This window comes from bacterium, from assembly GCA_013360195.1.
In the GTDB taxonomy this organism is placed as follows: Bacteria; Electryoneota; RPQS01; order RPQS01; family RPQS01; genus JABWCQ01.
Genome location: JABWCQ010000015.1, coordinates 1 through 25,425 on the forward strand (window position 1 = coordinate 1; position 25,425 = coordinate 25,425).

17 protein-coding genes are annotated in these 25,425 nt (G+C 48.9%); all 17 read left to right on the forward strand.

The window, feature by feature from the left end; all coding sequences use genetic code 11:
• Positions 1-1,394 precede the first annotated feature (1,394 nt).
• The gene (locus HUU59_10580) at positions 1,395-4,883 is read left to right on the forward strand and encodes a DUF3883 domain-containing protein (GenBank protein ID NUO19884.1); all 3,489 of its coding nucleotides are present in this window, start codon (positions 1,395-1,397) and stop codon (positions 4,881-4,883) included.
• A 10-nt stretch (positions 4,884-4,893) separates the two neighbouring features.
• Complete coding sequence (locus HUU59_10585; protein ID NUO19885.1) at positions 4,894-6,786, forward strand: AAA family ATPase; 1,893 nt, start codon at positions 4,894-4,896, stop codon at positions 6,784-6,786.
• Positions 6,787-6,864: 78 nt separating this feature from the next.
• A complete protein-coding gene (locus tag HUU59_10590) occupies positions 6,865-9,846 on the forward strand; it encodes a DUF1156 domain-containing protein (GenBank protein NUO19886.1) in 2,982 nt (993 codons plus the stop codon).
• Between the two features lie 18 nt (positions 9,847-9,864).
• Positions 9,865-10,527: a terminase gene (locus tag HUU59_10595; protein NUO19887.1), complete on the forward strand. Its 663-nt coding sequence runs from the start codon at positions 9,865-9,867 to the stop codon at positions 10,525-10,527.
• 9 nt (positions 10,528-10,536) lie between these two features.
• Positions 10,537-13,452, forward strand: a complete 2,916-nt coding sequence (locus tag HUU59_10600; GenBank protein ID NUO19888.1) for an ATP-binding protein — start codon at positions 10,537-10,539, stop codon at positions 13,450-13,452.
• Positions 13,453-13,540: 88 nt separating this feature from the next.
• Positions 13,541-13,720, forward strand: coding sequence for a transposase (locus tag HUU59_10605; GenBank protein ID NUO19889.1), 180 nt, complete (start codon positions 13,541-13,543; stop codon positions 13,718-13,720).
• 151 nt (positions 13,721-13,871) lie between these two features.
• Positions 13,872-14,033: a hypothetical protein gene (locus HUU59_10610; GenBank protein NUO19890.1), complete on the forward strand. Its 162-nt coding sequence runs from the start codon at positions 13,872-13,874 to the stop codon at positions 14,031-14,033.
• Between the two features lie 112 nt (positions 14,034-14,145).
• Positions 14,146-14,424: a DUF3387 domain-containing protein gene (locus tag HUU59_10615; GenBank protein ID NUO19891.1), complete on the forward strand. Its 279-nt coding sequence runs from the start codon at positions 14,146-14,148 to the stop codon at positions 14,422-14,424.
• Positions 14,425-14,651: 227 nt separating this feature from the next.
• Entirely contained in the window at positions 14,652-15,755 is a 1,104-nt protein-coding gene (locus HUU59_10620; protein NUO19892.1) for a serine/threonine protein kinase, read from the forward strand.
• 23 nt (positions 15,756-15,778) lie between these two features.
• On the forward strand, positions 15,779-17,632 hold the full coding sequence (locus HUU59_10625; protein ID NUO19893.1) for a hypothetical protein: 1,854 nt from the start codon (positions 15,779-15,781) through the stop codon (positions 17,630-17,632).
• Positions 17,629-18,144, forward strand: coding sequence for a hypothetical protein (locus HUU59_10630; GenBank protein NUO19894.1), 516 nt, complete (start codon positions 17,629-17,631; stop codon positions 18,142-18,144). Before HUU59_10625 ends, HUU59_10630 begins: the two co-directional genes overlap by 4 nt.
• The gene (locus tag HUU59_10635; GenBank protein ID NUO19895.1) at positions 18,137-20,647 is read left to right on the forward strand and encodes an Hsp70 family protein; all 2,511 of its coding nucleotides are present in this window, start codon (positions 18,137-18,139) and stop codon (positions 20,645-20,647) included. Before HUU59_10630 ends, HUU59_10635 begins: the two co-directional genes overlap by 8 nt.
• A gap of 466 nt (positions 20,648-21,113) precedes the next feature.
• Positions 21,114-21,812 carry a glycosyltransferase gene (locus HUU59_10640; GenBank protein ID NUO19896.1) on the forward strand — a complete coding sequence of 233 codons (699 nt, stop codon included), beginning with the start codon at positions 21,114-21,116 and terminating at the stop codon, positions 21,810-21,812.
• Entirely contained in the window at positions 21,809-22,825 is a 1,017-nt protein-coding gene (locus HUU59_10645; GenBank protein NUO19897.1) for a radical SAM protein, read from the forward strand. Before HUU59_10640 ends, HUU59_10645 begins: the two co-directional genes overlap by 4 nt.
• A 153-nt stretch (positions 22,826-22,978) precedes the next feature.
• Positions 22,979-24,022: a hypothetical protein gene (locus tag HUU59_10650; GenBank protein ID NUO19898.1), complete on the forward strand. Its 1,044-nt coding sequence runs from the start codon at positions 22,979-22,981 to the stop codon at positions 24,020-24,022.
• A gap of 141 nt (positions 24,023-24,163) precedes the next feature.
• Positions 24,164-24,523, forward strand: coding sequence for a transposase (locus tag HUU59_10655; GenBank protein ID NUO19899.1), 360 nt, complete (start codon positions 24,164-24,166; stop codon positions 24,521-24,523).
• A 53-nt stretch (positions 24,524-24,576) separates the two neighbouring features.
• A complete protein-coding gene (locus tag HUU59_10660; GenBank protein NUO19900.1) occupies positions 24,577-25,326 on the forward strand; it encodes an IS3 family transposase in 750 nt (249 codons plus the stop codon).
• The last annotated feature ends 99 nt before the right edge of the window (positions 25,327-25,425 follow it).

Here is a 25,425-nt window from a genome sequence, read left to right on the forward strand (position 1 = left end):
GATATAGCTTAGCTCCGTGGTCAATACAGGCACGTATCCGTCTAAAAGTAGTGCCTCAAGGGCGTCTAAGGCTTGTGTTTGCGAGGGTGTTAATGTCATGGGATGTTTGTCCTTTTGGTTTTATGGATCGGCTTTAAACGAAAAAGCCGATACGAGTTACCGTATCGGCGTGCGAAAATCTGCAAAGGCTGTTTAGTCCACTAGCGGTTCATTTTCATACGAATATCGGTAACTGGGAATAATTGGTTTTAACGTGAAATGCTGTTGGGCAGCGCGGGAATATCCACGCTCCATGTACATAATATACAAAATTCGTCGGCCGAATGCAAGTAAATTTGGGCCTAAAATCAATAAAAATGGTAAAAAACGGCACTTTTTTCGATGTTGTTTCAAAAAATTTTCGTCATGCCGAGACATCACCAAATCACTATTGTAGCGCGGAGTAATTTCTCGTTATTTTTGGCTATCTAAAATCTTGATCCAACTTATTCCCGCAATAATTCGGCGTTTTCTGAAATAGGAACGAATTGGATCCCCGGATTAGAACGCTGCACCACTCATAATTTTCACACGAAACCTTGCGTGGCATACCTGATCTGCGTTTTGGCCCTCACCTTCGTTCGCAGACAAGCGGTTGTCTTGGTTCAAGAGACTGCTGTTCCCTGTAAAGGAATGGTAACTGGTATGCTTGAACCGTTAGAATCTAGACAGCACGACGAACGGGACTCACTCGGCGGGCTTCTGATCGCTGGTCGTAACCAGTTGCTTGCGCGAATCATTGAAGCCAGCACCTCGACTGGCTTCTAGTTGTCTTGCCAATACGTGAAGAAAGTTGCATACCCCCTTTCAGCCCGTCTCTTTGACCGGTTGTATGCCCCATCCTCTCCAGATTCTCAACCGATTTAGAGAGTGTTGGCTTCAAAAGATGTTCAATTTCGGGCGATCTCGATTCGGCGTACTGCGGTTGGTGCCAAACGCCCCACATCGTGTTTTTAATATATTGTCTTTTAAGACGTTAGCGTCTAAGTCGGTTTGGCCAAAGCGGACGCCGTCGTAAGTCGATGCTAAACAGACCCATGCGAAGGGATATCCAGCCGGGATTCCTGCCGATTCCGACCTTCCCGCCCGCAGCCGTCCTGGAATTCCTATGCCCAATGACATCCAGCGCGACGGAATTTGACGCACCGAGGTATTATCTTGCTAACATATAGCCCCAGACTTCACCAACATGCGATGATCTATTGAATTAGCTTGAATGTATTTGTAGATTGAGGAGTTACGTTTTCGCCACTGGAATACGCCCCGCATGCCCAAGCCTGGCCGCACCAAGACGAGCTTAGCTAACACGTCTCACCTGCTTCAACGTCAGAACTCGGCACATAAGCCATAATCACATGCTGACAAACAGTCTTCCGATCGGTCGTCCAATTCATCTGCATGGTCACTTTGACGTTCCCGTAACTCTCGAAGATGCGCGACCGTTAGGTGCAGGGTACGAACTGCTTGTGCGAACGCCAGACGGAATCCTTGATGAAGTTATTGTCACAGCAGACGAGATTGCGCTAATTCTCCAGACTGACCAGACAGATGATTCTTCGGTCATAACCGCGCCTTCAGGGACAATCCAGTTGCTCGTGGAGTCGAATCGCATTCGTCTTGCTTATGCGCATGATAGACAGTTTGCAGTAAGCCTCTCCGGCATTCGAACGTTGCCGCATCAGATCGAGGCTGTTTACCAACACATGTTGCCTCAGCCAAGATTACGCTTCTTATTGGCAGATGACCCAGGTGCAGGCAAAACAATTCAAGCGGGTCTTTTGCTCAAGGAAATGAAGCTTCGTCAGGCAGTTGAACGTGTGCTCATTCTTTGCCCGGCGCCGCTATGCATCCAATGGCAAGACGAAATGCTTAGGTGGTTCAGCGAACCGTTTGACACCATTGATTCATCGGTAGACAAGCAACAGCTAATTAATCCTTGGCAACGACACTCCCAAGTTATAGCGTCAATCGACTATGCAAAGCAGGATGAAGTTCGCGAAAGAATTTGGCAACAAAGATGGGACCTTCTGATTATTGATGAAGCACACAAGTGCTCGGCTCGTTCAGCTCCCGGCGGCATTGGTCGTGAATCAAGAGTTACCACAACGAAACGGTATGAGCTAGCATTGAAGCTCACTGCCCAGGCAGATCACGTACTACTTCTCACCGCAACTCCGCATCATGGCGATGATGACCAGTTCGGACATTTCCTGCGCTTGATCGATCCCGATCTCTTCCCGGAACCGCATCGACTAAAAAAGCAGTCGACAGACATTCGCAAAGAAATATTTCGACTCGGAACAGAATGCCCGTGGTCGCTTCGCCGGTTGAAGGAAGATCTCCGCGACATGCGAGGTCATCGGCTATTCCCAGACCGTCATGCGCGCACTGCAACTTTCTGCTTAAACGCCGAAGAGTTTGCATTGTATAAATCTGTTACGCGCTATATTAACGAATACATGCCGCAGCAACCAGGCACACGTCGCTCATCAGCAGCACTTGCACGCACAGTGCTCCAGCGACGCTTGGCAAGCTCGACGTACGCGATTCATGAATCCCTGAAAAGACGACTACTTAAACAAGAAGCCCTGCTTAAAGAACTTGAAGAGTTAACTCCAGAGCAACGTCAGAAGCGTTTGGGTAAGTTGTCAGGTAGGCAACCAGATATTGAAATGGACGAGGACGACTTGGACGATGAAGCGCGTGACCAAGTCATCGACGACTACATCGGCGTGGCTGAACTTGACCAGATTCGCGAAGAGATCTTCGAACTACAACGATTAGTCGACCAAGCACGAAATGTCAGGGATCGCGCAATCGATTCCAAACTTAATGAGTTAAAGAAGTGTCTAGGTGAAGCCGAGTTTGCAGACTTGAAGGACGGGCGTGGCAAGTTGCTGCTTTTCACCGAGCATCGTGACACGTTGAACTACATTCGCGGCCACCTGGAACAATGGGGATATACAACGTGCGAAATTCATGGTGGTATGAATCCTCACCAGCGGAAGTTTGCGCAAGAGCAATTTAGGACACAATCCCAGGTTTGCGTCGCAACTGAAGCGGCAGGCGAAGGAATCAATCTCCAGTTTTGTCATTTGATGATTAACTACGACATGCCTTGGAACCCGACGCGATTGGAACAACGGCTTGGCCGAATACATCGAATTGGACAAGAACGTGATGTCTACGCATTCAATTTCGTAGCGACAGAGTCGGAATTGGGTGACCCGATCATCGAAGGTCGAATTCTCAGCAGGCTCCTAGAGAAATTGGAACAAATGAACGATGCATTGGGTGGAAGAGTTTTCGATGTCATTGGTGAAGTGCTATCCCTTAACGACGTAAACCTTCCGGAAATTCTTCGTGAAGCTGCTTATGATCCGCGGCGCCTCGATGAGTACATTGATCAAATCGACCGCATAGACCCACATCGATTGAAAGAGTACGAAGAGTCTACCGGCATTGCGTTAGCAAGGAGCTTCGTTGACTTTAAAGATTTTCAGCACAAGAGCCTCGAAGTTGAAGAACGCAGATTGATGCCGCGATATGTTGAATCACACTTCCTGAAAGCTGCAAAGGAAGTAGGACTTCGTGTGGAACAGCGCGCTGACGGACTATTTAGGATCGAACACGTCCTGCAGGATCTTCGGTCAGAACGCCTTCGTTCCGTGGCGAAGGTCGGGAAAGCGGACACACAGTACAAGAAAGTCACCTTTCAGAAAGAGGTACTTGAACAAGACGCCCACTTGGACGCAGTGCTAGTCGGTCCGGGACATCCGCTTTATGCAGCAGTGGATGAAAAGCTGACGGAAAAACTTGCGCCAAGTGTTGGAATGTCCGGTTTCTTTGTGGACCCATTTGCGGCAACCCCGTATCAGCTTCACTTCTTTGAGATCGCGATTAAAGGCAAGGACATCAAGGGGCAGGATACCATATTGCACGGCGAGCTTGTTGCGGTCAAGGAACAAGCAGACAATTTCGAGATTGTACCTTGCGATTCTTTGCTGGACTTGCTGCCACACGAGCACATACCAGAAGCATGGCAAGCATCAAGCACGCAGGGCGCATCTGACTTCTTGAAGAGTGGCTACCAGCTCGAATGTCGTGCTCGGGTTCAATCTGAACGGGAGAAGATTGTCGGCGTGGTTCGAGAATATCTTGCAAACTCGTTCAAAGCGAGAATTCGACGCGCACAAGAACGTTACTACGACCTCTTGCCGCAATCGCGCGAGAATCCTGACTACAAACTTGCAGCAGATGAAGCCTTAAAGCGCGTCGGAGAGTTGGAACGATCTCGTGATGAACGTATGTCAGGACTGGACCGCCTTGCAGTGGCTCGTACAGGCCCCGTGAGACATGTTGCGACAGCGGTTGTTCTAACAGCGGACAGTGATGTGGATGAACAGTTGTCGGCGCTTGCTGACGAACTTGATCCCGACATCCGCAGGAAGAGTGAACTTGCTGCCGAAGATGTAGTTATCGCAGCTCTTATCGCAGAGGGCTTTCCCGAAGACCGAATTCAGCGTGTCGGACATCTGAAGCTGGGGTTCGACATTCGTGCGCACCGAATCAAAGATGCCGAAACAGGCGAGGTGGATGTTCGCCGGATTGAAGTGAAGGGTCGAGTTAAAGGTCAGCCCGTGCGATTGACTACTAATGAGTGGTACAAAGCGCAACAATTAGGTGACACGTACTGGTTATCTGTAGTCTGGAATCCGACGAGTGCAAAACCGGAACATGTCGCTATCAAGAATCCGGGTGTTGTGCTTGATCATGCGAAGCGCGAAATCATGGCTGCACGGTTTTACGAAATATCAGCGGATGCTATCAGAACCGCAATATAAGGACTCAAGTATGTCAGCTGACCAACCAGAGCTTTTTGAAGACTCTAAGGTGGACTATCCTGCCGCTTACTTGCCTGTAGCGAACAGCCCGCTTTACGTGAGCAAATTGACAGTCAAAAACTTCAAGCGATTTGTTAATACCGAGATAACACTGCCTCAGTATGCTGTTCTGACAGGTGTAAACAACTCGGGCAAGAGTACGATTCTCCAGTCGATCTCTGTGGCATTCGAATGTCTTCGCCTCTGTGTCAACCACACATCGTGGCAGGTACAAACAGTGGGGAGGACATTGTCGGGTTTTGATTTTCTACCCGTAAACGAACCACGCGATCTCTGGCACGGCAGGAAATTTCAAAGTCAGAATACATGGATGCCGATTACCGTGCGAGCGGAATTGTCGAATGGGTTCTATTTTGAGACACAATTGAATTTCTATTTCGGTGGTCTAAACCTAAAAGTGACGGACTGGAACAAGGCGATGGGGGCCGATGCAATAAAAGATGCGTTGGCAATGTCACCAATGCTTATTCCAGGCCATGTTGAACTCTCACCTCACGAAGAGTATCGCGTACCCGCACAGATTCACCGCCATGCTATCGCAGGACAATTATCTTCAATACTCCGTAACGCACTGCTTACTCTTAGCCAGGTATCGACCGGCACGCCTAGTGCTCCTGGGTTCGATTTTGTTGCCGATGCTGTCAAACGACATTTTGGCTTAGATGTGCAGCGAGTGGCTTTCGACGAGCTTCGCGACCTTGAAATTCGCGCTCCATATCGAGAAGGAACGCATGACCTCGACATAGTATCTGCCGGCTCGGGACTTCACCAGATTCTGAAGATCTGTACGTTTATTGCATGGCGAAAAACAAGCGTAGTTTTGCTCGACGAACCTGATGCGCATCTTCACACATCATTGCAAACTCAACTGGCAGGTTTCCTTCAAGAACTCGTGCGAACTTTTGGACTGCAAGTTATTGTGTCAACCCACTCGAAAGACCTGATTTCTTGTTCTCCCATTGAATCAGTATTGCCGGTTGATCCTAGTTCTACGACAATCAAGCCTATCGACCAAGTTGAACACTTGTTAACCGAGTACAGGAAACTTGGACAATTGAGCAATCTCGATATCGCTTTGCTCTTTCAAAGTAAGCGATGCTTGTTTGTTGAGGGTCAAACGGATGAATCTCTATTGCCAACCCTAGCGCAGAAACTAAAGAAAAACCTCTTCACAGGTGCAAATCAAATAGTTATTTTCCCGTTTCGAGGTGTTGACAAGTTCACGATGATTAAAGATCTTGCAGAATTGTTTCAGAGGATGATAGGTAGCAACCTCAGTTGGTACGTTTTGCGTGACAGAGACGTTGCGCCTCCTGAAATGCTTGAACATCAAGCAGGGACAGCAAAATCCAAAGGAATTGAGCGTTTTCACATATGGAATCGCTACTCAATTGAAAACTACCTTATCGATCCTTCTACTGTGCGTGCAGCAGTTACGTCAGCAGCAGACAAGGCCGGGAAAACTGTCCCTTCTGGAACAGAGATAGACACATGGCTTTGGGATGCATCAGAAATTGTATACAAGTCAACACGTTCAGATTTTGTTGAAAAGGTGCAATTTTATTATGTTCGGAACGAAGTAGGATCTGACATGAATGACAGTCGGACAAAGGGAACGAATGCTGCGCTAGCTTACTTAGACAATTGCAAAGACTTGCAAACACGAATTGAAGTTCTTCGCGGAACTGAAATCTTTGGCCAGTTTGTAGGGATTCTTCAAAAACACACTGGTCTCACAATTCGTTTAAATGATTTAGTGGACTGTCTTACACCCGAAAACGCACCTATTGAACTATTGAAGTTTTTCGATGAACTGGATTCATTAAGTGCATCAAATTCATAAGTGTCTGTCGTCCATTGAATGGCGATGTCACGCTGAGCAAGAATTGGCCCCAACCTCACGACGAGAAGTTTTAAAGCAATGCCCAATAATCAAGGTAACTCCCCTCGCCTAATAGAAGATTACTTGCCGATCGAGGCAATTAGTAAAGAAGCCTCGCGGGAGAAGAGTGTCCGCAAGGGACATATTTCGACTTTGCATTTGTGGTGGGCTAGACGACCTTTGGTTGCTTGTCGCGCTGCCGTGTATGGCGCGCTAGTGCCTAAATCGCGGTTTGTGCCGGAGAACGGTCCGGACAATAAGAAGCAGAGTCTGGGGCGGGCCAATGCCGCGAAATTTGTTGAGCGGCTGTGCAAGTATCCCGGTGATCCGAAGGTTATCAAGGAAGCCGAGCAGCATATTCTGGAAGCGCACGCCGAGCGACTGACTGAAGAGTTAGGCAAGAAGGTCACAGTCGAGGATATTCGCGAGGGGCGCGCACCGAGGCCGAAGGTGCTGGATATGTTTGCAGGCGGTGGAGCAATTCCGTTGGAAGCGTTGCGGCTGGGATGCGAAGCGTATGCGTTGGATTTGAATCCTGTCGCGCACATTATTGAACTGTGCACGCTGGTCTATCCGCAGAAGTACGGCAAGCCTGATCCGAACGCAAAAGGAATGACGGGACCGAACGGCACGTGGGGTGGGCTGGCCGACGAAGTGCGCTACTGGGGGGAGTGGGTGCTTGAACGCGTGAAGGCAGAAATCGGCGACTTATATCCGCCGATACCTGATCCAGCTGCGCCCACGAGTCGAGTGGAATTCGGAAAGAACCAAACCGAGCTTGCGGCCAAGGGGTTTGAAAGCAAGCAGGCAAGTCTTGGTGAAGAGACAACAGACGAGAAGTTCCTGACACCGGTCGCCTATTTGTGGACACGGACAGTGACCTGCAAAAATGCTGCGTGCGGTGCAACGGTTCCGCTCGTGCGTCAGACATGGCTATGCAAGAAGGCGAAGCGCTACGTTGCGCTGAAGATGATTGCGCCGAGCGGAGCGAAGAAGGTGCGCTTTGAAGTTGTGGAAGCGACGACTGAAAAAGGACTGGGGTTTGATCCGGCTGGCTTCAGCAGGGCTGGGAACGCAACCTGCCCCTTCTGTGGAACTGTTGCAGACGCCAATTACGTTCAGGATTGTGGAAAAGGTAGGGTAGTTGGGCGACAGCTAATGGCAATTGTTGCGGTCAGGCCTTCCTCCCGCGGAAAGGTATACATCTCGTCCAATGATTTGCCCAGCCAGTTCATTCCGGAAGACGCACACATTCAAGCTCGACTAACTGACCTTCTACATAAGACTGGCCTGGAACTGCCGCACGAACCAATTAACCCAGTTCGTCCATCACCCAATGCGCGCGGGATGTCTGCCGTAACGCGTCACGGGCTTTTGACCTTCGCTGATCTTTTTACGACGCGACAAATGCTAGTTCTTGTTTCGCTGACGGAAGCAATCGCGGCCGGGGAATGGATGTGCAATCGGGACGATGAACGAGGTCGCGCAATTTCCGCCTACCTTGCCGCAATGACGAACAAAATTGCTGATTACGGTAGTACTCTGTGCAGATGGATAAGCCAAACCGAGGCAACTTCAGATACATTTGCTCGCCATGCGCTGGCGATGTTAACAGACTTCGTTGAGCTGGCGCCATTCGGTTCCACTGGATCGAACGCTCATTCAATTCTCGCATCACAACTGGACGCTATTAGAAGCGTATGGTCGGACACGAACTTTGCGGAAGTTTTAAGAGGAACTGCAACTGAGCTGCCATCATCTTTGGAGAGAATTGACGCTGTAGTTACAGATCCGCCGTACTACGACAACGTTCCGTACGCAGATATCTCGGACTTCTTTTACGTTTGGATGAAACGATCGCTTGGCCGCGCTTACTCGGACCACTTCTCTTCCGATCTAACGCCAAAGAAACAAGAAGTGACAGCTCTTTCAGGACGATTCGACGGCGACATGGAAAAGGCCAAGTCAGAGTACGAGCGTATGATGTTCGAATCGCTTAGCCAATCATCGAAAGCACTTAAGCCAGCAGGAATAGTAACAATTGTGTATGCACACAAGACCACTCTCGGCTGGGCAACCTTGGTTGATGCTATGAGAAGGGCAGGGTTGACTGTCACTGAAGCGTGGCCCTTGGAAACAGAGCGCTCAGCCAGGCTACTCGCCATAGAGACAGCCTCACTCGGTGCTTCGATATTTCTCGTTGCCCGCAAGCGTGAAGGAACTCGTACAGGCTCCTATGAATCCGAAGTACGTCCACAGATTGAATCCATCGTCAGCGAACGCGTCGAGACATTGTGGGAAATGGGAATCAGCGGTGCAGACTTGGTGATTGCGGCGGTCGGAGCAGGTTTGAAAGCCTACACGCAGTTTGCGCGTGTGGAGAAGGCGAACGGCGAAGAGATGCCTGCCGAAGGCTTCTTGGCCGAAGTGGAAGGCGTGGTGCTGAACTACCTGCTGAAGAAGATTTTCAAAGATGCCCGCACCAACGTGGAATCGCTTGATGGCACTGCACGCTTCTATGTGTTGTGGCGCTATGCGTACGGCAACGCTGATCTCGACGCAGGCGAGGCGATTGTCATGAGCTATGGACAACCCGTAGAACTGGACGGTCCGAAAGGACTATCGAACGGTGTCAATGCACTGCTTGCCAAGAAGAAGGGGACGTACCATCTGCGTGACTTCACCGAACGCGGCGACGATGACAAACTGGGTTTGCCGGAAGGCAGCGAACCTGCTCCATTGATGGATGTGCTGCATCGCGTACTGTGGTTGGTCGAGCATCAACCGCGATCCTTGAAATCCTATCTCGACCAAGCGCAGCCCAACCCTGAACACCTACGCCTTGTTGCCCAAGCCCTCGCAGGCCCCGCACTAAAAGGCAACGTCGAATCCACCGAAACACTTGTTACCACGACTACAGCGGAGCAATCTGCACTCGGCAAGCTGCTGGCGAATTGGCGCGGGCTGGTTGAACAGGGGTTATTTAATCCGGCGCCAGCACAAGGGACGTTGGGAGTCTAATCACGTTCTGAGGTTATAATGAATCGACCCGATTTCTCTAACTACGTCGCGCATTTCACGAAAGCTCCACAAAAAGGTTTTACCGGCAAGGATTCAGCAGCCGAGAGTCAGATTGCGGCAGTAAGTGGCGGTGCGATTGGTCGCCTTATTAGCATACTAACGAGTCGAACAATCTTGGCAACCAACATGCCTTGGACTGGCTTACCAGCGGTTCCTTTCACAGAATGTCCGTGGTGGTCATTAATAGACCATACTGCACGGTACTCACCTTACGGTGTCGGGTTCACAAAGGAGCATCTATTTAATTCGGGTGGCGCTCCTGCGATATACATGCGCCCTGATCATTACAATAAACAGAAGTACAATCCGGGCTGGAATCCACATGTGGATGCCTTCGTCACTCCCTATGCGCCCAAACATGCATTCAAAACGGCATTCAAGAACAGATATGCGCATTTGAATCGAAAAGGACACGGGACAGATTATTCTCACGAACGCGAGTGGCGAGTACCACACAATTTTACGTTTGAGTTGTCAGCGGTTCAGTTTGTTGTAGTGAAATCACATCAAGATGTTGCAACGGTAGTCAATTCGATTGGGACAGGATTGAGTCAGGACAAGTTTCTTATCATGGACATGTACAAGCGGATTGAAGAACTCTGGCCAACACACAAGATTTAGAAACATAAAATGAACAAAGTAACTCTTCGCCCTTGGACAGAACTCGTCCGCCTTCATCCTGATGTCGAATCAGGGGCACTGAACGATTCCGATTTTGCTATTGACCTCGGAGCTATTGCAGAAAATAGTCCGACACTTCCAGCTGTCTATCGGGATCCGCAAGCCTTTTTCGGTGCAACCTACATCACGACCGATCTTTCGCGATTGCTTGATGAAGTGCTCGCATCGTTAGCGGGGAAAGGCAAATACAATCGTGTCCTGAAACTGCGCACACCGTTTGGTGGGGGTAAGTCACATACCCTTGCCACGTTGTTGCACGCCGCAAGATCGCGGATGAAATTGACTGGCGTCCCAGAACTTGAAGGCTATGCCAAACCGGACAACGTGGCTGTGGCTGTGTTCGACGGCGAGAAGTTCAGCGCGAAGATGAAGGAGATGGTGGAAGGTGTTACAATCCAAACGATGTGGGGTTGGATTGCGTGGCAGATAGATCCGAAAAAGGCATGGCCTATTGCGGAGCCTTTTGATCGAGACCGCGTTTCGATGAGCGGTGATGACATTCGCAAGCTCCTGACTGTTGGTGCCAACGGTCGTCCTGTTTTGATCTTGATCGACGAACTATTGAAGTACGCGGAGCGGGCTGGCGCCGTAGTCATTGGTGATTCCACTATGCAGCGGCAAGTGAAAGACTTCATCGGAAACCTGACGGTTGAAGTTGCGAATAGCAGTAACTGGGCGATGGTGTATTCCTTGCCATGGAGCAACAGCAAAGAAGCACTGAACCATCTTTCGCTATTCCAGGAACTCGACCATATTGCTGACCGAGTGGATCAATTGCGCGAGCCTGTGCAAGGCGACGAGGTCTTGCATGTCATTAAGAAAAGGCTTTTGGGCGGGACACCACCTGACGACGCTGCACAGAAAGCGGCCGATGTTTACAGTGGAATAGTAAGCGGCATGCAACGATCGCATTCCGAGACTGATGCCGGGCGACGACAGGCAGAGGAAGAAGGCATTGCACTGCGGGACCGCATTCAGAAAGCCTATCCCTTCCATCCTGCTCTGATAGACGCAATGAAAGACCGTTGGGCATCGCTTGATGCATATCAGCGTACACGTGGCGCGATTCGCTTCATCGGTCGTGTGCTACATGCGATGAAGAAAGAAGGCACCACAGCATCATTGATTGGTCCGGGCGACATTCCGCTGAAGTCGGCTGAAGTTCGTTTGCAGATGCTGAAGGAGCTTGGCGCACAGAACGACTACGATGCCGCGATTTCACAAGACATTACTGGACCGTCGGCTCGGGCAAAACAGATTGATGACCGTTTGGCCAGGGAAACGCCGTCACTTGCAAATGTGCGACCGGCCACTAGACTCGCAACGGCAATTCTGGTTTATTCGTTTGGCGGGCTGAAGCGAACTGGCAAAGACGAATCGGAACATCTTCCTCCAGGAGTCACCGAGAGTGAGTTGCTTGCAGTGTGTGTTGGTCCTGATTTAGACAATATCACGGCAAAGTCGGTGCTGGCCGACTTGAAGAATCTATGCGTCTATCTGCACTATGACGGCGTTCGCTACTGCTTCAAGAAAGACCCAAACGTCGTCAAGCTGATTGAAGACGAGCAAAAGATTGTAACAGAGAAAGAAGTTCTTGACCGCGTTCGGAAACAACTGTTTGATAAACTTGCCGGTCAAAAAAGCGCCATTGTTTGGCCTGAAGACTCAACGAAAATCCCGGATGGTGAACCGCAGTTTCTATTAGGCTACATGCCGCTTGATTTTGCAGTGTTACCATCAGATGAGCAACAAAAGCAGGCAATGACACTGTTGTTTCAGTATGGGAATAAACCAAGACGGTATCGAAATGGTCTCGGTCTTGTCGTACCAGATAAGCGTATGGCAGAGGGCATAAAAAGAGCGATTCGGTCAGTCATCGCAATAGAACGTGTTGACTCGAAACGCAAATCGCTTAGGCTAACCGACCAGCAAGTTGATGAATTGAAGGAGAGAAGACGTACGGATGAACTTGCAGCCGAGTCCGCCTTCAAGGATCTTTACAATTCTGTTTGGTTGCCGATTATGAATGAAACTGAAAGTGGAAGGGCCGAAGGTATCGAGAAGGTTACCAACACTGGCAGACCGCTGCAATCTACAGAGATTCACAATCGTGTGATGGAGTTGTTGACGATTGGCAAACAACAAGTGTTTTCCACAGTCACACCGAGAAAGATGACTGAACGAATAGGCTTTGGTGAAGTTGGCCCCGATGGGCAGCCACGACTCGGACTATTGGTTGCGAATGTTGTGGACAGTTTCTATGGAATCCTCGGTTTCCACGAACCTCCGCGCTTGGAGTCGGCAGCTGCGATACGAAAGGCTGTCGTGAAAGGTGTACAAGAAGGTCTGTTCGGATACACGAGCGGCAACACTCCTACTCTTGGAACGTCAGGGAAGTTCGATGTCAATCCGAATCGCGTTGTGCTTAATCGCATGATGTCCGAGGATGAGGTAGATATCGAATCAGGTTTCATCATCGTTCCGACCGCAATTCCGACTCCAGAAACACCCGTGACGACGTCTTCCGGTGATACTCCCAATGTGTCAGGAGGAGTCGATTCCGGCGGCGACACTACTCGCGGGGCTTCAATCACGGTCGATGGACCTGTGTTAGGAGGTAGCGCAATTCAGCCACCTGGTGGTCAAAAGGTTGAAAGCATACCTGCAGTCACGATAAAGTTCCGGGCAAATAGTGACCAGGTCTTCAAGGTATTTAAGGCCGTTGCAAATCTGGCAGACCAAAGTGATGAAGGAAAAGTCACCGTCACGATTGAAGGACGTTCAAGTCAAGGCATCAAGGTAAGCTGGCTGCGAAATGCCGTCGAGGAACCATTGGATGAAGCCGATGTAGAGAGGTTGAGTTAAGTACTTACACATGCAACAAATGTACACAATCACCCGGGTGTTTTTTCCAATATGACCCTTTAACAGAGTTTGCAGTGCAAGATACTCTTTGTCTTCTGGCAGCCCTTCGGAGTACAGCTACATTGAGTACTTCAACTGCAGGCTGAAGGAAATCTTGAAAGGCGAGATCTTCTATACAGTAAAGCAGGCGCAGGTCCAGATCACGCAGTGGCGAGCGCATTACAACACGGTCAGACTGCACAGCGTGTCGAGATTATTCGCGAACTAACATTCACAGCACCAACAGGCGACATTCAATGTGGAGTGACTATTATCCCCTAACGGCAGAGACAAAGATTTCACGAAGCACTTTTTTCAAAGTAGCTCCTGACGCTGTCGGTGATTTTGTAGTTCTTTTGGGAAGTAGCCGGCAGACTGAAATGAGAGGCGCTGATATCCTGCCGAAGATACCTGCAAGGCACAACACTGGAATGCTGATGTGGATTGCGTATCTTCGACATGACTGCAAGTATGAGGAAGAGATTCAAGACGCACTGGATGATATTTCGGGTGAATACCCGGATGCCAGAGTACTGCGTTAGAATGCTCTCCAGAATGTGGCGTGTGAATTAGAACACGGCTAGATCACACGGCTCGCTTGGCAATACGCCGCCTGCGCCGAAACAAGGCTGTAATCCCGCAACTTGTACCGGAATTGGGGGCAGACCAGATCCACTCGAGGTGAATGATAGTGCGGTTAAGGTGTTCGGTTACCAGACACTTCGATTAGTCGCTCAGGAGCTTGTAAAGGCCGTACGAAATAGTGTGACCATTAATTGGACCGTACGTGAGAACGTAAGAGCGAGCATCCATGCTATTATTAAGCGGATACTACGGAATTATGGCTATCCACCTGGCAAGCAGGCGAGGGCTACCGATATTGCTCTGGCACAAGCTGAAGTCCTATGCATGGGATGGATTGTGGCCGCATAATCCATATTCTCCCTCTACAAGAGCAAACTGAAAACTAGTGGATTCTGGTACGGCAACATTAGGCTGCGCAAAGGGCAGTGTCGGAAATTCTATACCCACTTCACGAACACCCGTGAAGCGCTGGAAATGCTCACGACTATTTGGGCAACGGGAGGCGTCACTTGTTGTCTACAAGCGAGTAGTATGATCTGGCGCGGAAAGCCCGAGCGAATTGGAGGATCCCAAGAATGTCAATACTAAGCGAGGGCGATCACATACGCGGATCCTACCGGATTGAGCGGATGATTGGGGAAGGTGCGTTCGCCGAAGTTTACCGCGTGCAGCACCGGTTCTTAGGCCGTCAAGCCATGAAAGTGTTCAAGGATGAAGTCGAATCCCTTGAAGATGTCGAGCGTATGCTCTCCGAGGCTGTACTGCTCTCCAAAATCGGGCACCCCAACGTGATTCGCGTTTTTGATGCAGACGTTCTTGAACGTAAAGATGGTCATTTTGGCTTTTTTACGATGGAATACGTCCCTGGAGGCAGCCTTGACAGTTACTGGAGGTCCTATCGCAATTCCTTGATGCCTGTGAAAGATGCAGTTGAAATCCTACAGCAAGTATGCGCGGGAATCGGTCTTGCTCATTCAGAGAATCCCCCGATTGTCCACCGTGATATTAAGCCACAAAACATACTAATAGGTTATGATGGCAGCGGCACTCGGGTTCGCGTGGGCGACTTTGGCCTAGCCAAACGAGTTAATCCTCTAACGTTATTGGTGAGTGCGCGAGGAACCCTTGGATTCAAGCCACCAGAATCATTCGAGAATATGGACTCACCGGCTGCTGATGTTTGGTCTCTCGGCACCACGTTGTATCTGTTATTGACAGATTCGTTCCCTTACCCCGAGCTTGTCGACCGAGACATAGCGAAAGGAGTCACGAATTTAGGGAAGGCACGTCCGCCAAGCTTCTATAATGCAATTGTGGATGAATGGTTGGACTCAATCGTTTCTAAATGCCTTTACTTAGATCCAGCCGCACGCTATCCAACAGCAATTGATCTTGGTCGAGACCTGATAAGGTGGCAAAACGAAAGTGATCAAGAAGAAACATCAAAACGCGTTTTCGTGGAGTCCGGTAGCTCAAAGGACATTCTTGGATCGAACAAGGAAATGGGAAAGTCGGGTGATGCGAAGATCAAGGCTAGTCGCGCACTGGAGTTAGCGAAGCAACCGGGGAGGCTTACGGAAGCCGCTGACCTGCTCGAGGAGGCAATTACCAAGCTACCTGACATACGTGCACAGTATGAGCCGCTGATTCGGCTGTGGCGCCGTGGCATATGTATGTAAGGAACCATGAGCGATAGGATACTATGAGCACCGGTCGTCATGTTATTGAAGAGAAACTTGGCGAGATTGCCACGCCGGAAATCTACAGGCGAAACGCGTTTCGTGTACTTGGGCTGCGAACGGATGCAAGTCCCACAGATGTACGGCGCATTGGAAAAAGACTGGAAACAGCCCTCAAGGTCGGGTCAGAGATCAAGGTGAGTAGAGTTCCACCATATTCTGCCGAAATCACAGTCGACGAAGTGACAGCCGCGATTCATGTCCTTCAAGATCCTATCAATCGCATTGTGCATGAGCTGTTTTGGTTCTGGCCGATGGAGGCCGAGGGATCAGATGATCGAGCAATACTTCTTCTCGAGCAAAACGATCCAAATGGAGCAATCGCGATTTGGAACGAGGCGATTACTACGAAACGAAAACGCTCCAAGGCGACTCACAATCTTGCAATGTTATTTCACACGTGGGCGCTCTGGTTTGAGAACCTTCACAAAAAGGGACAACTGGCTCAAGACGATATTGCGAAGATGGCTAATTACTGGGAATTAGCCTATCACTATTGGTATCAGTCTATCGGCTATCCAGGCTTCCGCGTCCAACTGGAGACCCGTATTGCAGAGATCAGCGATCCTCGACTTACGCCAGAGTCGGCCGAGGTCATTGATGATGCGCTCATTAATTCAGTGATTCGCATCAGCGTTGGGGTTGCTATTGCACATGCGACTAGTGGACACACGAAGTCCGCACATACGACCTTCGCACGTCTCCGCGAAGGCCCGTTCGATAAGGACTCGATCTACCAAGTAGTAAAAGAGTGCATTCTGCCCGAAACAGAGCGAGTCAAAGCAGCATGCAAGAATGTAGGGGCAGAACTAAAGGATGAACCCAAATTAGGCCACGCGCTTGCAAACAGGCTTGTTAAGGATACCGCGTTGCCGTTGTCGACGCTTGACGTATTCGTAACTTACGACGAAGAGGAGACAGCCGAAGACAGCGAGGAGGACATTGAAGACGAGGAAATTGAATGTTATGAACCGGCGTCTGCGTTGAAGTTGATAGTGGACCAGACTTACGACCTTGTAGCAGATACCATTGAGACGTGTGCAGGACAGTTTGTTCAGGCTACACATGAATGGCGAGAAGTAGGGTCTATCTTACACTTAGCACGTAGGTTTGCTCGTAGCCAGCTTCTGATCAGCAGATTAGACGAAGCGATAGTCAATGTCGAATCAAGTATGGATGCTGTCGACAATGCACACGCGTCGGTTCTGGTGGGTCAAGCAAACGAAGCGACTGAACATGGTGACTACTCCAAAGCAGCAGATTTGCTCAAACGCGCTTGGGAGATATGTAAAGATAAGACGTACAAACAGCAGATATATGGATGGTGGCAGAGTGCGAAGGTACAGCCATCAGCAGAGAACGCTGACACGAAGGACCATATCTCGACGCATGCGCGAACAAGTAATTGGCGGAAATCACTCCCCTATCTAATAATTATTGCTATTGTAGTATTCATCTTTGTGAATGATCAGATCTCACGACGGGATTTGGTGTCCACTAGAAGCGCGATTGAGCTGGAGAGATCTGAACTACGGGGAATGGAGGGCGAAATCGCTGGCTTGGACTCTGTCTTGGGGATCATGAAAAATGAGCTTCAGTCATATCGCGCGCAAGTCAACAAGTTTGAGTGGCAGATTGCGAATGGTTTGGACGTCAACAAGCTAGCGTATGACGCTGCGCTTAAGAGACATAACGAGTTGGTAAAGCGGCACAATGCATTAGTCGCAGATAGAATCAGTAAGTACTCGTTGTATGACGCGAAGCTCAAGTCGTTTAACGAACGGGTGCGACAATACAACGCAGGAGCAAGGCGATGACCATGGATTATCGCAGGCGTCCCATGGTGTTTTCTGACGACACTAGCGCCGAATCAACCAAGAAGATAACGAAGAACAAGGCCGAAACATTGACACATCTTGAACTGAACAGCCAGCTTGTGCAGTCAATCGTCGTAGTTGCTACCGCTCTGTGGCGCATTCAGACAGCCATCAACCGATCGAATAGTGCCGCTGATGACCTTACGATCAAGATTGCGCGACACGTGGATGTGGCAATCGAGTCGCTAAAGAACGCGAAGGTCGAGTTGCGTGCGTACACTGATGAACCATATACGTCCGGAATGGCTGTCAACATACTAGCGATCCAGCCTACTGCAGACGTAACTCAGGATACTGTGGGAGAAACGGTCAAGCCTACAATCTACTTTAGAGATTACATCGTTCAGAGAGCCGATGTAATCGTATTTCGTCCGGAGAATCAAAGTACAACCGCAATGAATAGTTCCGAAAATAAGGACGGAGACCAGTCCAAGGAGACTAATCTTGAATAGGATGACAATTGACTTTGGCATAGATCTGGGCACCACCAACAGCTCCGTTGCGGTGCTTAGAGATACTGGCGTCGAGGTCATTAATAACCAAGATGGTTCTGTTCTCACTCCGTCAGCAGTATGGTACAACAAGAATGGCAGTCTGCGAGTTGGTGCAGAAGCCAAAGCGAGATTCGTCGATGACCCCGACAACGCTGCGACAGAATTCAAGTTGAGAATGGGCGAGCCAGCTCGCAAGGAGTTCAAGCGTGTTGGTAAAACCATGCTACCTGAAGAGCTGTCAGCCGAAGTACTCAAGTCCCTGAAGTCTGATGTACACGTCGGTCTTGGAGAGGATTTAAGGGCGGCGGTCATTACCGTTCCTGCCGCGTTCGATGAGCCGCAGTGCAGCGCAACAACGCGAGCGGCTAGGCTTGCGGGGCTCGAAGTGTCGCCGCTCTTGCAAGAGCCGGTCGCCGCAGCCATGGCGTATGGTTTTCAAAGCAGCATATCAAGAGCATTTTGGCTTGTATTTGATTTCGGTGGAGGAACTTTCGACGCTGCTGTCATACAAGTGCGAGATGGTCTGATTCAAGTAGTAAATCACGCAGGGGACAATTTTCTTGGTGGTAAGAACATTGATTGGGATATCGTTGACAAACTCTTGGTGCCAAAGCTCGCGGCTGAACGAACGTTGCCAGATTTCGACCGACGGAATGTAAAATGGCGGGCCGCATTCGGTAAGCTAAAGAACGCAGCAGAGAAGGCAAAAATAGCCGTATCTCGGACGCGAAAGCCGACACTTATAGAGATTGATTACCTGTGCAATAACGCTGACGGAGATCCGATAGATTTCACATCTGAAGTCAACCCAAATGAGATACAGCGCCTCATTGACCCTTGGACAACACAGGCCGTTAGCTTATGTAAGCGAGCACTAAGCGAGAAGGGACTTTCAGGTCATGACCTCGAAAAGATAATCCTGGTCGGTGGTTCATCCTTGTTTCCCTGGTTACAGGAGAAGATAAGGGAGGAAATCGGTTCTGCGATAGATCATTCGATTGATCCGCTCACAGTTGTTGCACGCGGGGCGGCCATCTTCGCAGGGACACAGAAACTCGATACTGCCACCAAGGCAACAAAGGCTGCAGGCTTCACGATCATGTTAGAGTATGAGCCCGTAGGAAGCGACACAAATCCTACAATTGGTGGTCGCGTTTTTCATCCGAAAGTAGAATCATTCAATGGCTTCACAATTGAAGTGTCAGAAGAAAGAAGCAAGTGGAGAAGCGGAGTTCACCGGCTCACGGAAATCGGCACATTTCTCACGGAAATTCTCGCAGAAAAGGGACGCCGCAATGAATATGTGATAAGGCTGATGGACCCACAAGGAACAGTACTACAATGCACTCCAGGCGGTTTCACTTATACGGTTGGAATGGTAATCACCAGCCCTCCGTTACCGCACTCCATAGGCATCGCGCAGGCGAACAATAAACTCGATTTACTGCTTAGGAAAGGTCAGGGATTGCCAGCAAAAACACCTGCGGTCAAGCATAAATGCGCTGTTGCACTAAGAAAGGGAGAACCAGCCTCTAAGGGAAATACAATTAGAATTCCGTTTGTTGAAGGCGAACACGAATCTAAAGCTGATCGTAATCGACTTATCGGGTATCTTGAAATCCGACCGGATGATCCAAGAGTGAAGCGAGATATCCCATATGGCAGCGATGTTGAGATCGTTGTTGAAATAGACACATCACGTGTAATAAGAGTGAAAGCGTATGTTCCTGTTCTGGATGAAGAGTTTGATGACTTGTTCAAATCCCACTATGAACCAAAATCCCCGCAAAGTCTTGCAGATGAATTCCGGGAAGAGCACGAGCGTCTCACATCATGCTTAGTGAAGGCAGCCGATTTAGAGGTTACTAAGGCCCTCCAAGAAGTGGAGCGGCTAGAGCAGGCGCAGATTGTAGATGTTGTAGACAGACAGGTAAGAGCTGCCCAAAGTGACGCAGATGCCCGTGGCGAGGCCGAGAAAAAGTTGCTTGACATGCGAGCGGCAGTGGATTACATTGAGGACATACTGGAGCTCCCGCAGTCAATAGAAGCCGCACAACAGCAGTTGATGAATACCAGAGAGATAGTGACGCAATATGGTACCTCGCGCGAGAAAGAGTACTTCCGCATCATGGAACGTGACTTGTCTGTGGCCATTCAGCATGATGCAATTGAGGTAATAAGAGCGAAGCAAGATGAATTATGGTCCTTGGGGTCAGTCATTGTTCAACGTCAGCCTTGGTTTTGGATTGAGTACCTTGAGTACTTGAAGTCGCGCAAGGAAGCATATAGTGATGCGGCACTTGCAAAGCGCCTTCTTGCTCAGTCTGCAGCAGCTGTTCAATCGAATGACATTGAAGCACTAAAAGCGGTCATTCGCCAGTTGATTGGGCTGCTTCCTCAAGATGAGCAAAGCGAGGCGCAAGAGAGGGGAAGATTCGCTGGGACAACAATTAGGCATTAGTTGGAATCCTGCGAGCTTGCTAATCATTATCCAAAAGTAATCCGCGTCTGTTTTCCGCCAGCGCATTTGGCACAAAAGGATTAGGACTATGTATAAATGCCCGACCTAAACCACCTCCAGCGCGCATTGCGCATTCTTCAGCGATTCCTAGACGAGCAGTGGCGGGTGCATTACAACACGGTCGGTCGACCCCGCAATGCAGAGTATTGCTTTGCATCAGGTATTGGTAATCTGTGCAAAACTATACTTGTTTGATCCCAAGTGGAATGGTAATATCATTCCCCCAGATCACTGTGAATGCTGTCCTATTGTTGACGTGAATTGTTGGTACATCGCCGAGTTTGATTCAACCCTTAAATGCAGCATGTGTATCCAGAATGAATGTGCAACTGTTTTTGTCTGAAAGTACTTTCCATGTCTAAGTGCGATCACATTGCACAGGGTGTTAACTATGATCGCTACAGTTATGAACAACGTTGCATTTCTAATTCCAGCACTAAACGAGTCAGACTACATTCTGAAGACAATCAAGTCTATTAGAGCTTCATATCCATTGGCTCAGATAATCGTTGCTGACGCTGGATCAACTGATCGAACTCAACAAATGTGTCAACAAGAAAACGTACTGGTTGTAAAAGGAGGCTCGCCTGCTGTTGGAAGAAATAACGCCGCCCGTTTTGCAAAGGCCGAGTTCTTTGTCTTTCTTGACGCCGACACGATTATACCTAGTGGATTTCTTGAGAGAATTCTGCCTGACTTCGAAGCAAACAGATATGTCGCAGCCTGCTTTCCTATTCAGCCTCTCAAGGATATGGGGCAAAGGCATTTGGCATTTCAGCTTTTTAACGGGTATTCGAAGCTAGTCTTTGGACTTGGATCTCTCTCGGTCATTTCTGGTTGCTGTATGCTGGTGAAGGGCGAAGCGCATGGTAATATTGGAGGATTTGACGAGAAACTTTGCGTCTTGGAAGAAATTGATTACTTCAAACGTATGCGAGCCGCAGGACAAGTGAACAGGTATGATATTCATGTTAGCACATCTACGCGGAGACACAAGAAATACTCAAAGTGCCTCGCGTTGGTCGCCTACTACATTTTACACGTATGCGGCGTAAGACTGGAAGGTGATTTTCTTAATTACTGGAATCGAAACTCTAAGCCATGAACGCATATCTGTTGAGATACTTGAGATTTGCAATTTCTTCCGGTGCCGTTTTTCGGCTTTCTTTCTTCAAAGACAGAGTTCGTAATGTACTGAAACTACTGGGCTCCCTAAGAAAGTCTGATATTCACAATGATCCGATATACTCTGAAATTGAGGTTTCTACCGCATGCAACTTGATGTGCAAATTCTGTGTTCGACCATTGCTTAGGAATAGGGATAGACTAATGCAACCGGACTTGTTCCTGAAAGTTCTTGACGCAATTCCAAACACACTATTTCTCAATTTGCAAGGGGAAGGCGAACCATTCCTAAATGGGCATATATTTGAATATGCAGCTATAGCTCGAAAGCGTGGTATATACTGTTTAACATGTACAAACTTAAACTTGCCAAGTTCTGTAGTCGAGAGGCTTCCGAGTTCTTGGATAAACGAGATAAATGTTTCTTTGGAGAGTACCAGTTCAGAAGCTTATAGAAACTTTCGAGGTGATCGCAGTGACTTCGAGGTGTTGACTAACAATCTAGAGTATCTCAATAGAGTGAGGAGAAACAGACCACGTTACGGACTATGGATAACCTTAACTCGTTCAAACATCCGAGAACTCGATAACTTCTTCGTTCTCGCAAAAGCGTACGAGATCCTGCAGCATCTGCGGTTTCAATTCCTACAGCCGAAGGCGAATTACAGAGCTGCGTATTCAGACGAACTTCAAAAGGACACGATTGATCAGAAAGCATCGACAGCTATCGAAGAGCTTATCAAGAGAAAATCAAAGAAGTATCGTATAAAAGCATCGGTGTATTCCGAAAAATGCCGCTGGCCATGGGGGGGCATGTTTTTTGACGTGGAAGGCGCGCCCCATCCTTGTTGTTTGTTCAAGAACGTAAGCGTTTCCCCTGTTGCGAACTACCACAGCCTGCTTTCCAACGAGTTATGGATAAACATACGTCGGGATTTGCTTGCAGGTTGTGATCCTCCTCCTTGTCAGAATTGTCTGTTCCTATGGAAATAGCATATGGTAGCAATACTCTCATCAATAATCTACTTCGAGTACGTTTCCCGAGTCTTTACAGAAATCGATATTTATTCATAGCGCGCCGATGATGAAAACTGGTTCCTCACTAATATGAACGCAAGACAGTATACCAACAGTCTAATATGTGAAGTGTTTGATAGGCTACCCAATGCTGCAAGAAGGCTACTTGGTGCTGCGATTCGTGGTGCTTTTCCAGCAGTGTTCGAGTTTCCGCTGAGAAGCTTTGGCTTCAACAAAAAACTTATCCAGGCCTATTTCTACTCTGTGCTCATACTTCTAATCGTTCAAGGTGTATGGGCATTGACCGACGGAACTTTTTGGCCTGACAAGAATCCTTTAACGAAACAGTTTCTTGAGGATACTGAGAATCTACTTAACTACGCTATTGTAGTCCCCGTTTACTTGGTCTTTGTATTCGCGTTCCTAGGTAGGATATACACGTTAGACGAAGACTTGAAAAGAAGCGACGAAACAAACATGTTTGATCACAGACCGCAACGTGACAAACCCAATGTACTATCTGCAGTTATCATCTTATTGATTTCACTGTTCGGAACGGTTGGCTATGTGCATGATGTGATGCATTACTCTTCTACATACTGGTTCATGAGCATGCCTTCTCCAAATGTTGGCTTTTCGTTACTCGGATATTACTACATCCTTGTAAACTTTGTTCTCTTGTTTCTGATTTCGTGGGTTGGAATGGCGCACTTTAAACTTTTTAGTACAGCAGCAAGACTAGGCGCGCATTTGAAAACAGAACTTCTAACAAGGTCTGACAATGACCTCTACAAGTGGCGAGATGAAAGCAAGATCAAGCGCGCATTGGCCCCGCTTTCTAAACTTGTGGTGATTTCAAAGGCTTTAATTCTAATGCTCTCTGTTAACATGTTCCTTTGGAAAAAGAATGAAAGCAACATTGGTTATCAGTACGACATATCAATAGTGATCCTCGCTATGTTCGGGATTTGGGTGTTTTCTATTCCTCGGTACTATATTCAACTACATGTATTTAAAATATGGAAGAAGCTTGACTATCTGGAATACAAGGATCTTAGAATGCCGTGGATTTATGGGCTCTCGTCTTTGATAAACGTCATACTAATTGGTATTCTGATCAAAGTTCTGCTTGGTGAAACATGGGCAAAACTTATAGATGACATTTTTAGCTAGCAAATCCACAATATGATCGTCGAGTGGTGCCATTTCTTGAGAATTATGGTCGTGATAATGAAGAACATGACCTGCACCCCATGGACTGGAGAGAGTCTCCAATAAGTGTTAAGTTTGTGGGAACAGAGGAAGGAGCTTTGGATGGCGCGACAGCGACGCAGTTTTACAGACGAGTTTAAGCTTCAGGTGGTGCAGGAAGTGTTGGCAGGAGCGAGTCAGGCTTCAGTGTCTCGCAGACACTCGGTGTCTGCGAACACGATTCTGCTCTGGCAGAAGGCTTACAAATCCGGTCGCTTGGGGGGAGAAGCGACCGGCGCGGCGCCGACCGCAGAGGTACGGGCGCTTGAACAGCAAGTGGCCGATTTGCAGCGGTTAGTCGGGAAGAAGGAAGAACAGATCGAGTTTCTAAAAAAAACCGCCCGGCTTCAGGAACAGCAGAACGCCGTCAAGCCGTCGCCTTCTTCCGGGGCACGCTCACGCGGAAAGAAGGATGTGCGCTGATGGATCTGCCCGCGAGCACATAGTACTATTGTTCACGGACAGCGGAAGATCGCTTGACGCGACGACTTGATTTGCAGGACCGGATTGAAACGCTGGCGTTTCACAAGGCTGGCTATGGTTATCGGCGCATCACCGCCGAGCTGCGTCGGCAGGGGGTGATTGTGAACCGCAAGCTTGTCTTGAAGATCATGAAAGAGTCAGACCTGCTGGTCAGGCCACTGCGCGGGTTTACGATTACAACAGACAGCAAGCACGCGTTCCCTGTCTACCCGAACCTCTATCAGAATCAGTGGCCGGATGCGCCAGATCGCATCTGGGTAGCGGATATCACCTACATCCGCTTGCCGTTGGGCTTTGTCTATCTGGCTGTGATCCTCGATGCCTACTCACGCAAAGTTGTGGGTTGGGCGCTGTCCAAAAGCCTGGAAGCTGATCTGGTCATCGAGGCCATGAACGTGGCCCTTGCCGAACGCCAGCCGCCGCCGGGGTTGATCCATCACAGTGATCGCGGTGTGCAGTATGCCTGCCACGCGTACACCGATCTGCTCAAGCAGCACGGCGTTCAAATCAGTATGTCACGCAAGGGCAATCCATACGACAATGCGGTGGCCGAGAGCTTCTTCAAAACTTTGAAGAAAGAAGAAGTCTATCTGTCCGACTACCGCACGCCTGAAGAGGCGAAGCGTCAGATCAAGCACTTCATCAACTTGGTCTATAATCAAGAACGGCTGCACTCAAGCTTAGGCTACGTGCCCCCCGTTGAATACGAACTTCAATACAAACAAACCCAAACCGCAGCCTAAACTAAGTGGATACCGACTCCAAAAAATGGGGTGCAGTCCAACAGTCTCTATAGGAGTGCGCTGGGAGGTTCAGGACTGTACCCCAGATTGCCACAGTTG

Coding starts and splice junctions, on each gene's coding strand:
- HUU59_10595 (NUO19887.1), top strand. CDS start 9,865: ATGAATCGACCCGATTTCTCTAACTACGTCGCGCATTTCACGAAAGCT.
- HUU59_10625 (NUO19893.1), top strand. CDS start 15,779: ATGAGCACCGGTCGTCATGTTATTGAAGAGAAACTTGGCGAGATTGCC.
- HUU59_10590 (NUO19886.1), top strand. CDS start 6,865: ATGCCCAATAATCAAGGTAACTCCCCTCGCCTAATAGAAGATTACTTG.
- HUU59_10645 (NUO19897.1), top strand. CDS start 21,809: ATGAACGCATATCTGTTGAGATACTTGAGATTTGCAATTTCTTCCGGT.
- HUU59_10610 (NUO19890.1), top strand. CDS start 13,872: ATGAGAGGCGCTGATATCCTGCCGAAGATACCTGCAAGGCACAACACT.
- HUU59_10630 (NUO19894.1), top strand. CDS start 17,629: ATGACCATGGATTATCGCAGGCGTCCCATGGTGTTTTCTGACGACACT.
- HUU59_10655 (NUO19899.1), top strand. CDS start 24,164: ATGGCGCGACAGCGACGCAGTTTTACAGACGAGTTTAAGCTTCAGGTG.
- HUU59_10600 (NUO19888.1), top strand. CDS start 10,537: ATGAACAAAGTAACTCTTCGCCCTTGGACAGAACTCGTCCGCCTTCAT.
- HUU59_10620 (NUO19892.1), top strand. CDS start 14,652: ATGTCAATACTAAGCGAGGGCGATCACATACGCGGATCCTACCGGATT.
- HUU59_10640 (NUO19896.1), top strand. CDS start 21,114: ATGAACAACGTTGCATTTCTAATTCCAGCACTAAACGAGTCAGACTAC.
- HUU59_10585 (NUO19885.1), top strand. CDS start 4,894: ATGTCAGCTGACCAACCAGAGCTTTTTGAAGACTCTAAGGTGGACTAT.
- HUU59_10580 (NUO19884.1), top strand. CDS start 1,395: ATGCTGACAAACAGTCTTCCGATCGGTCGTCCAATTCATCTGCATGGT.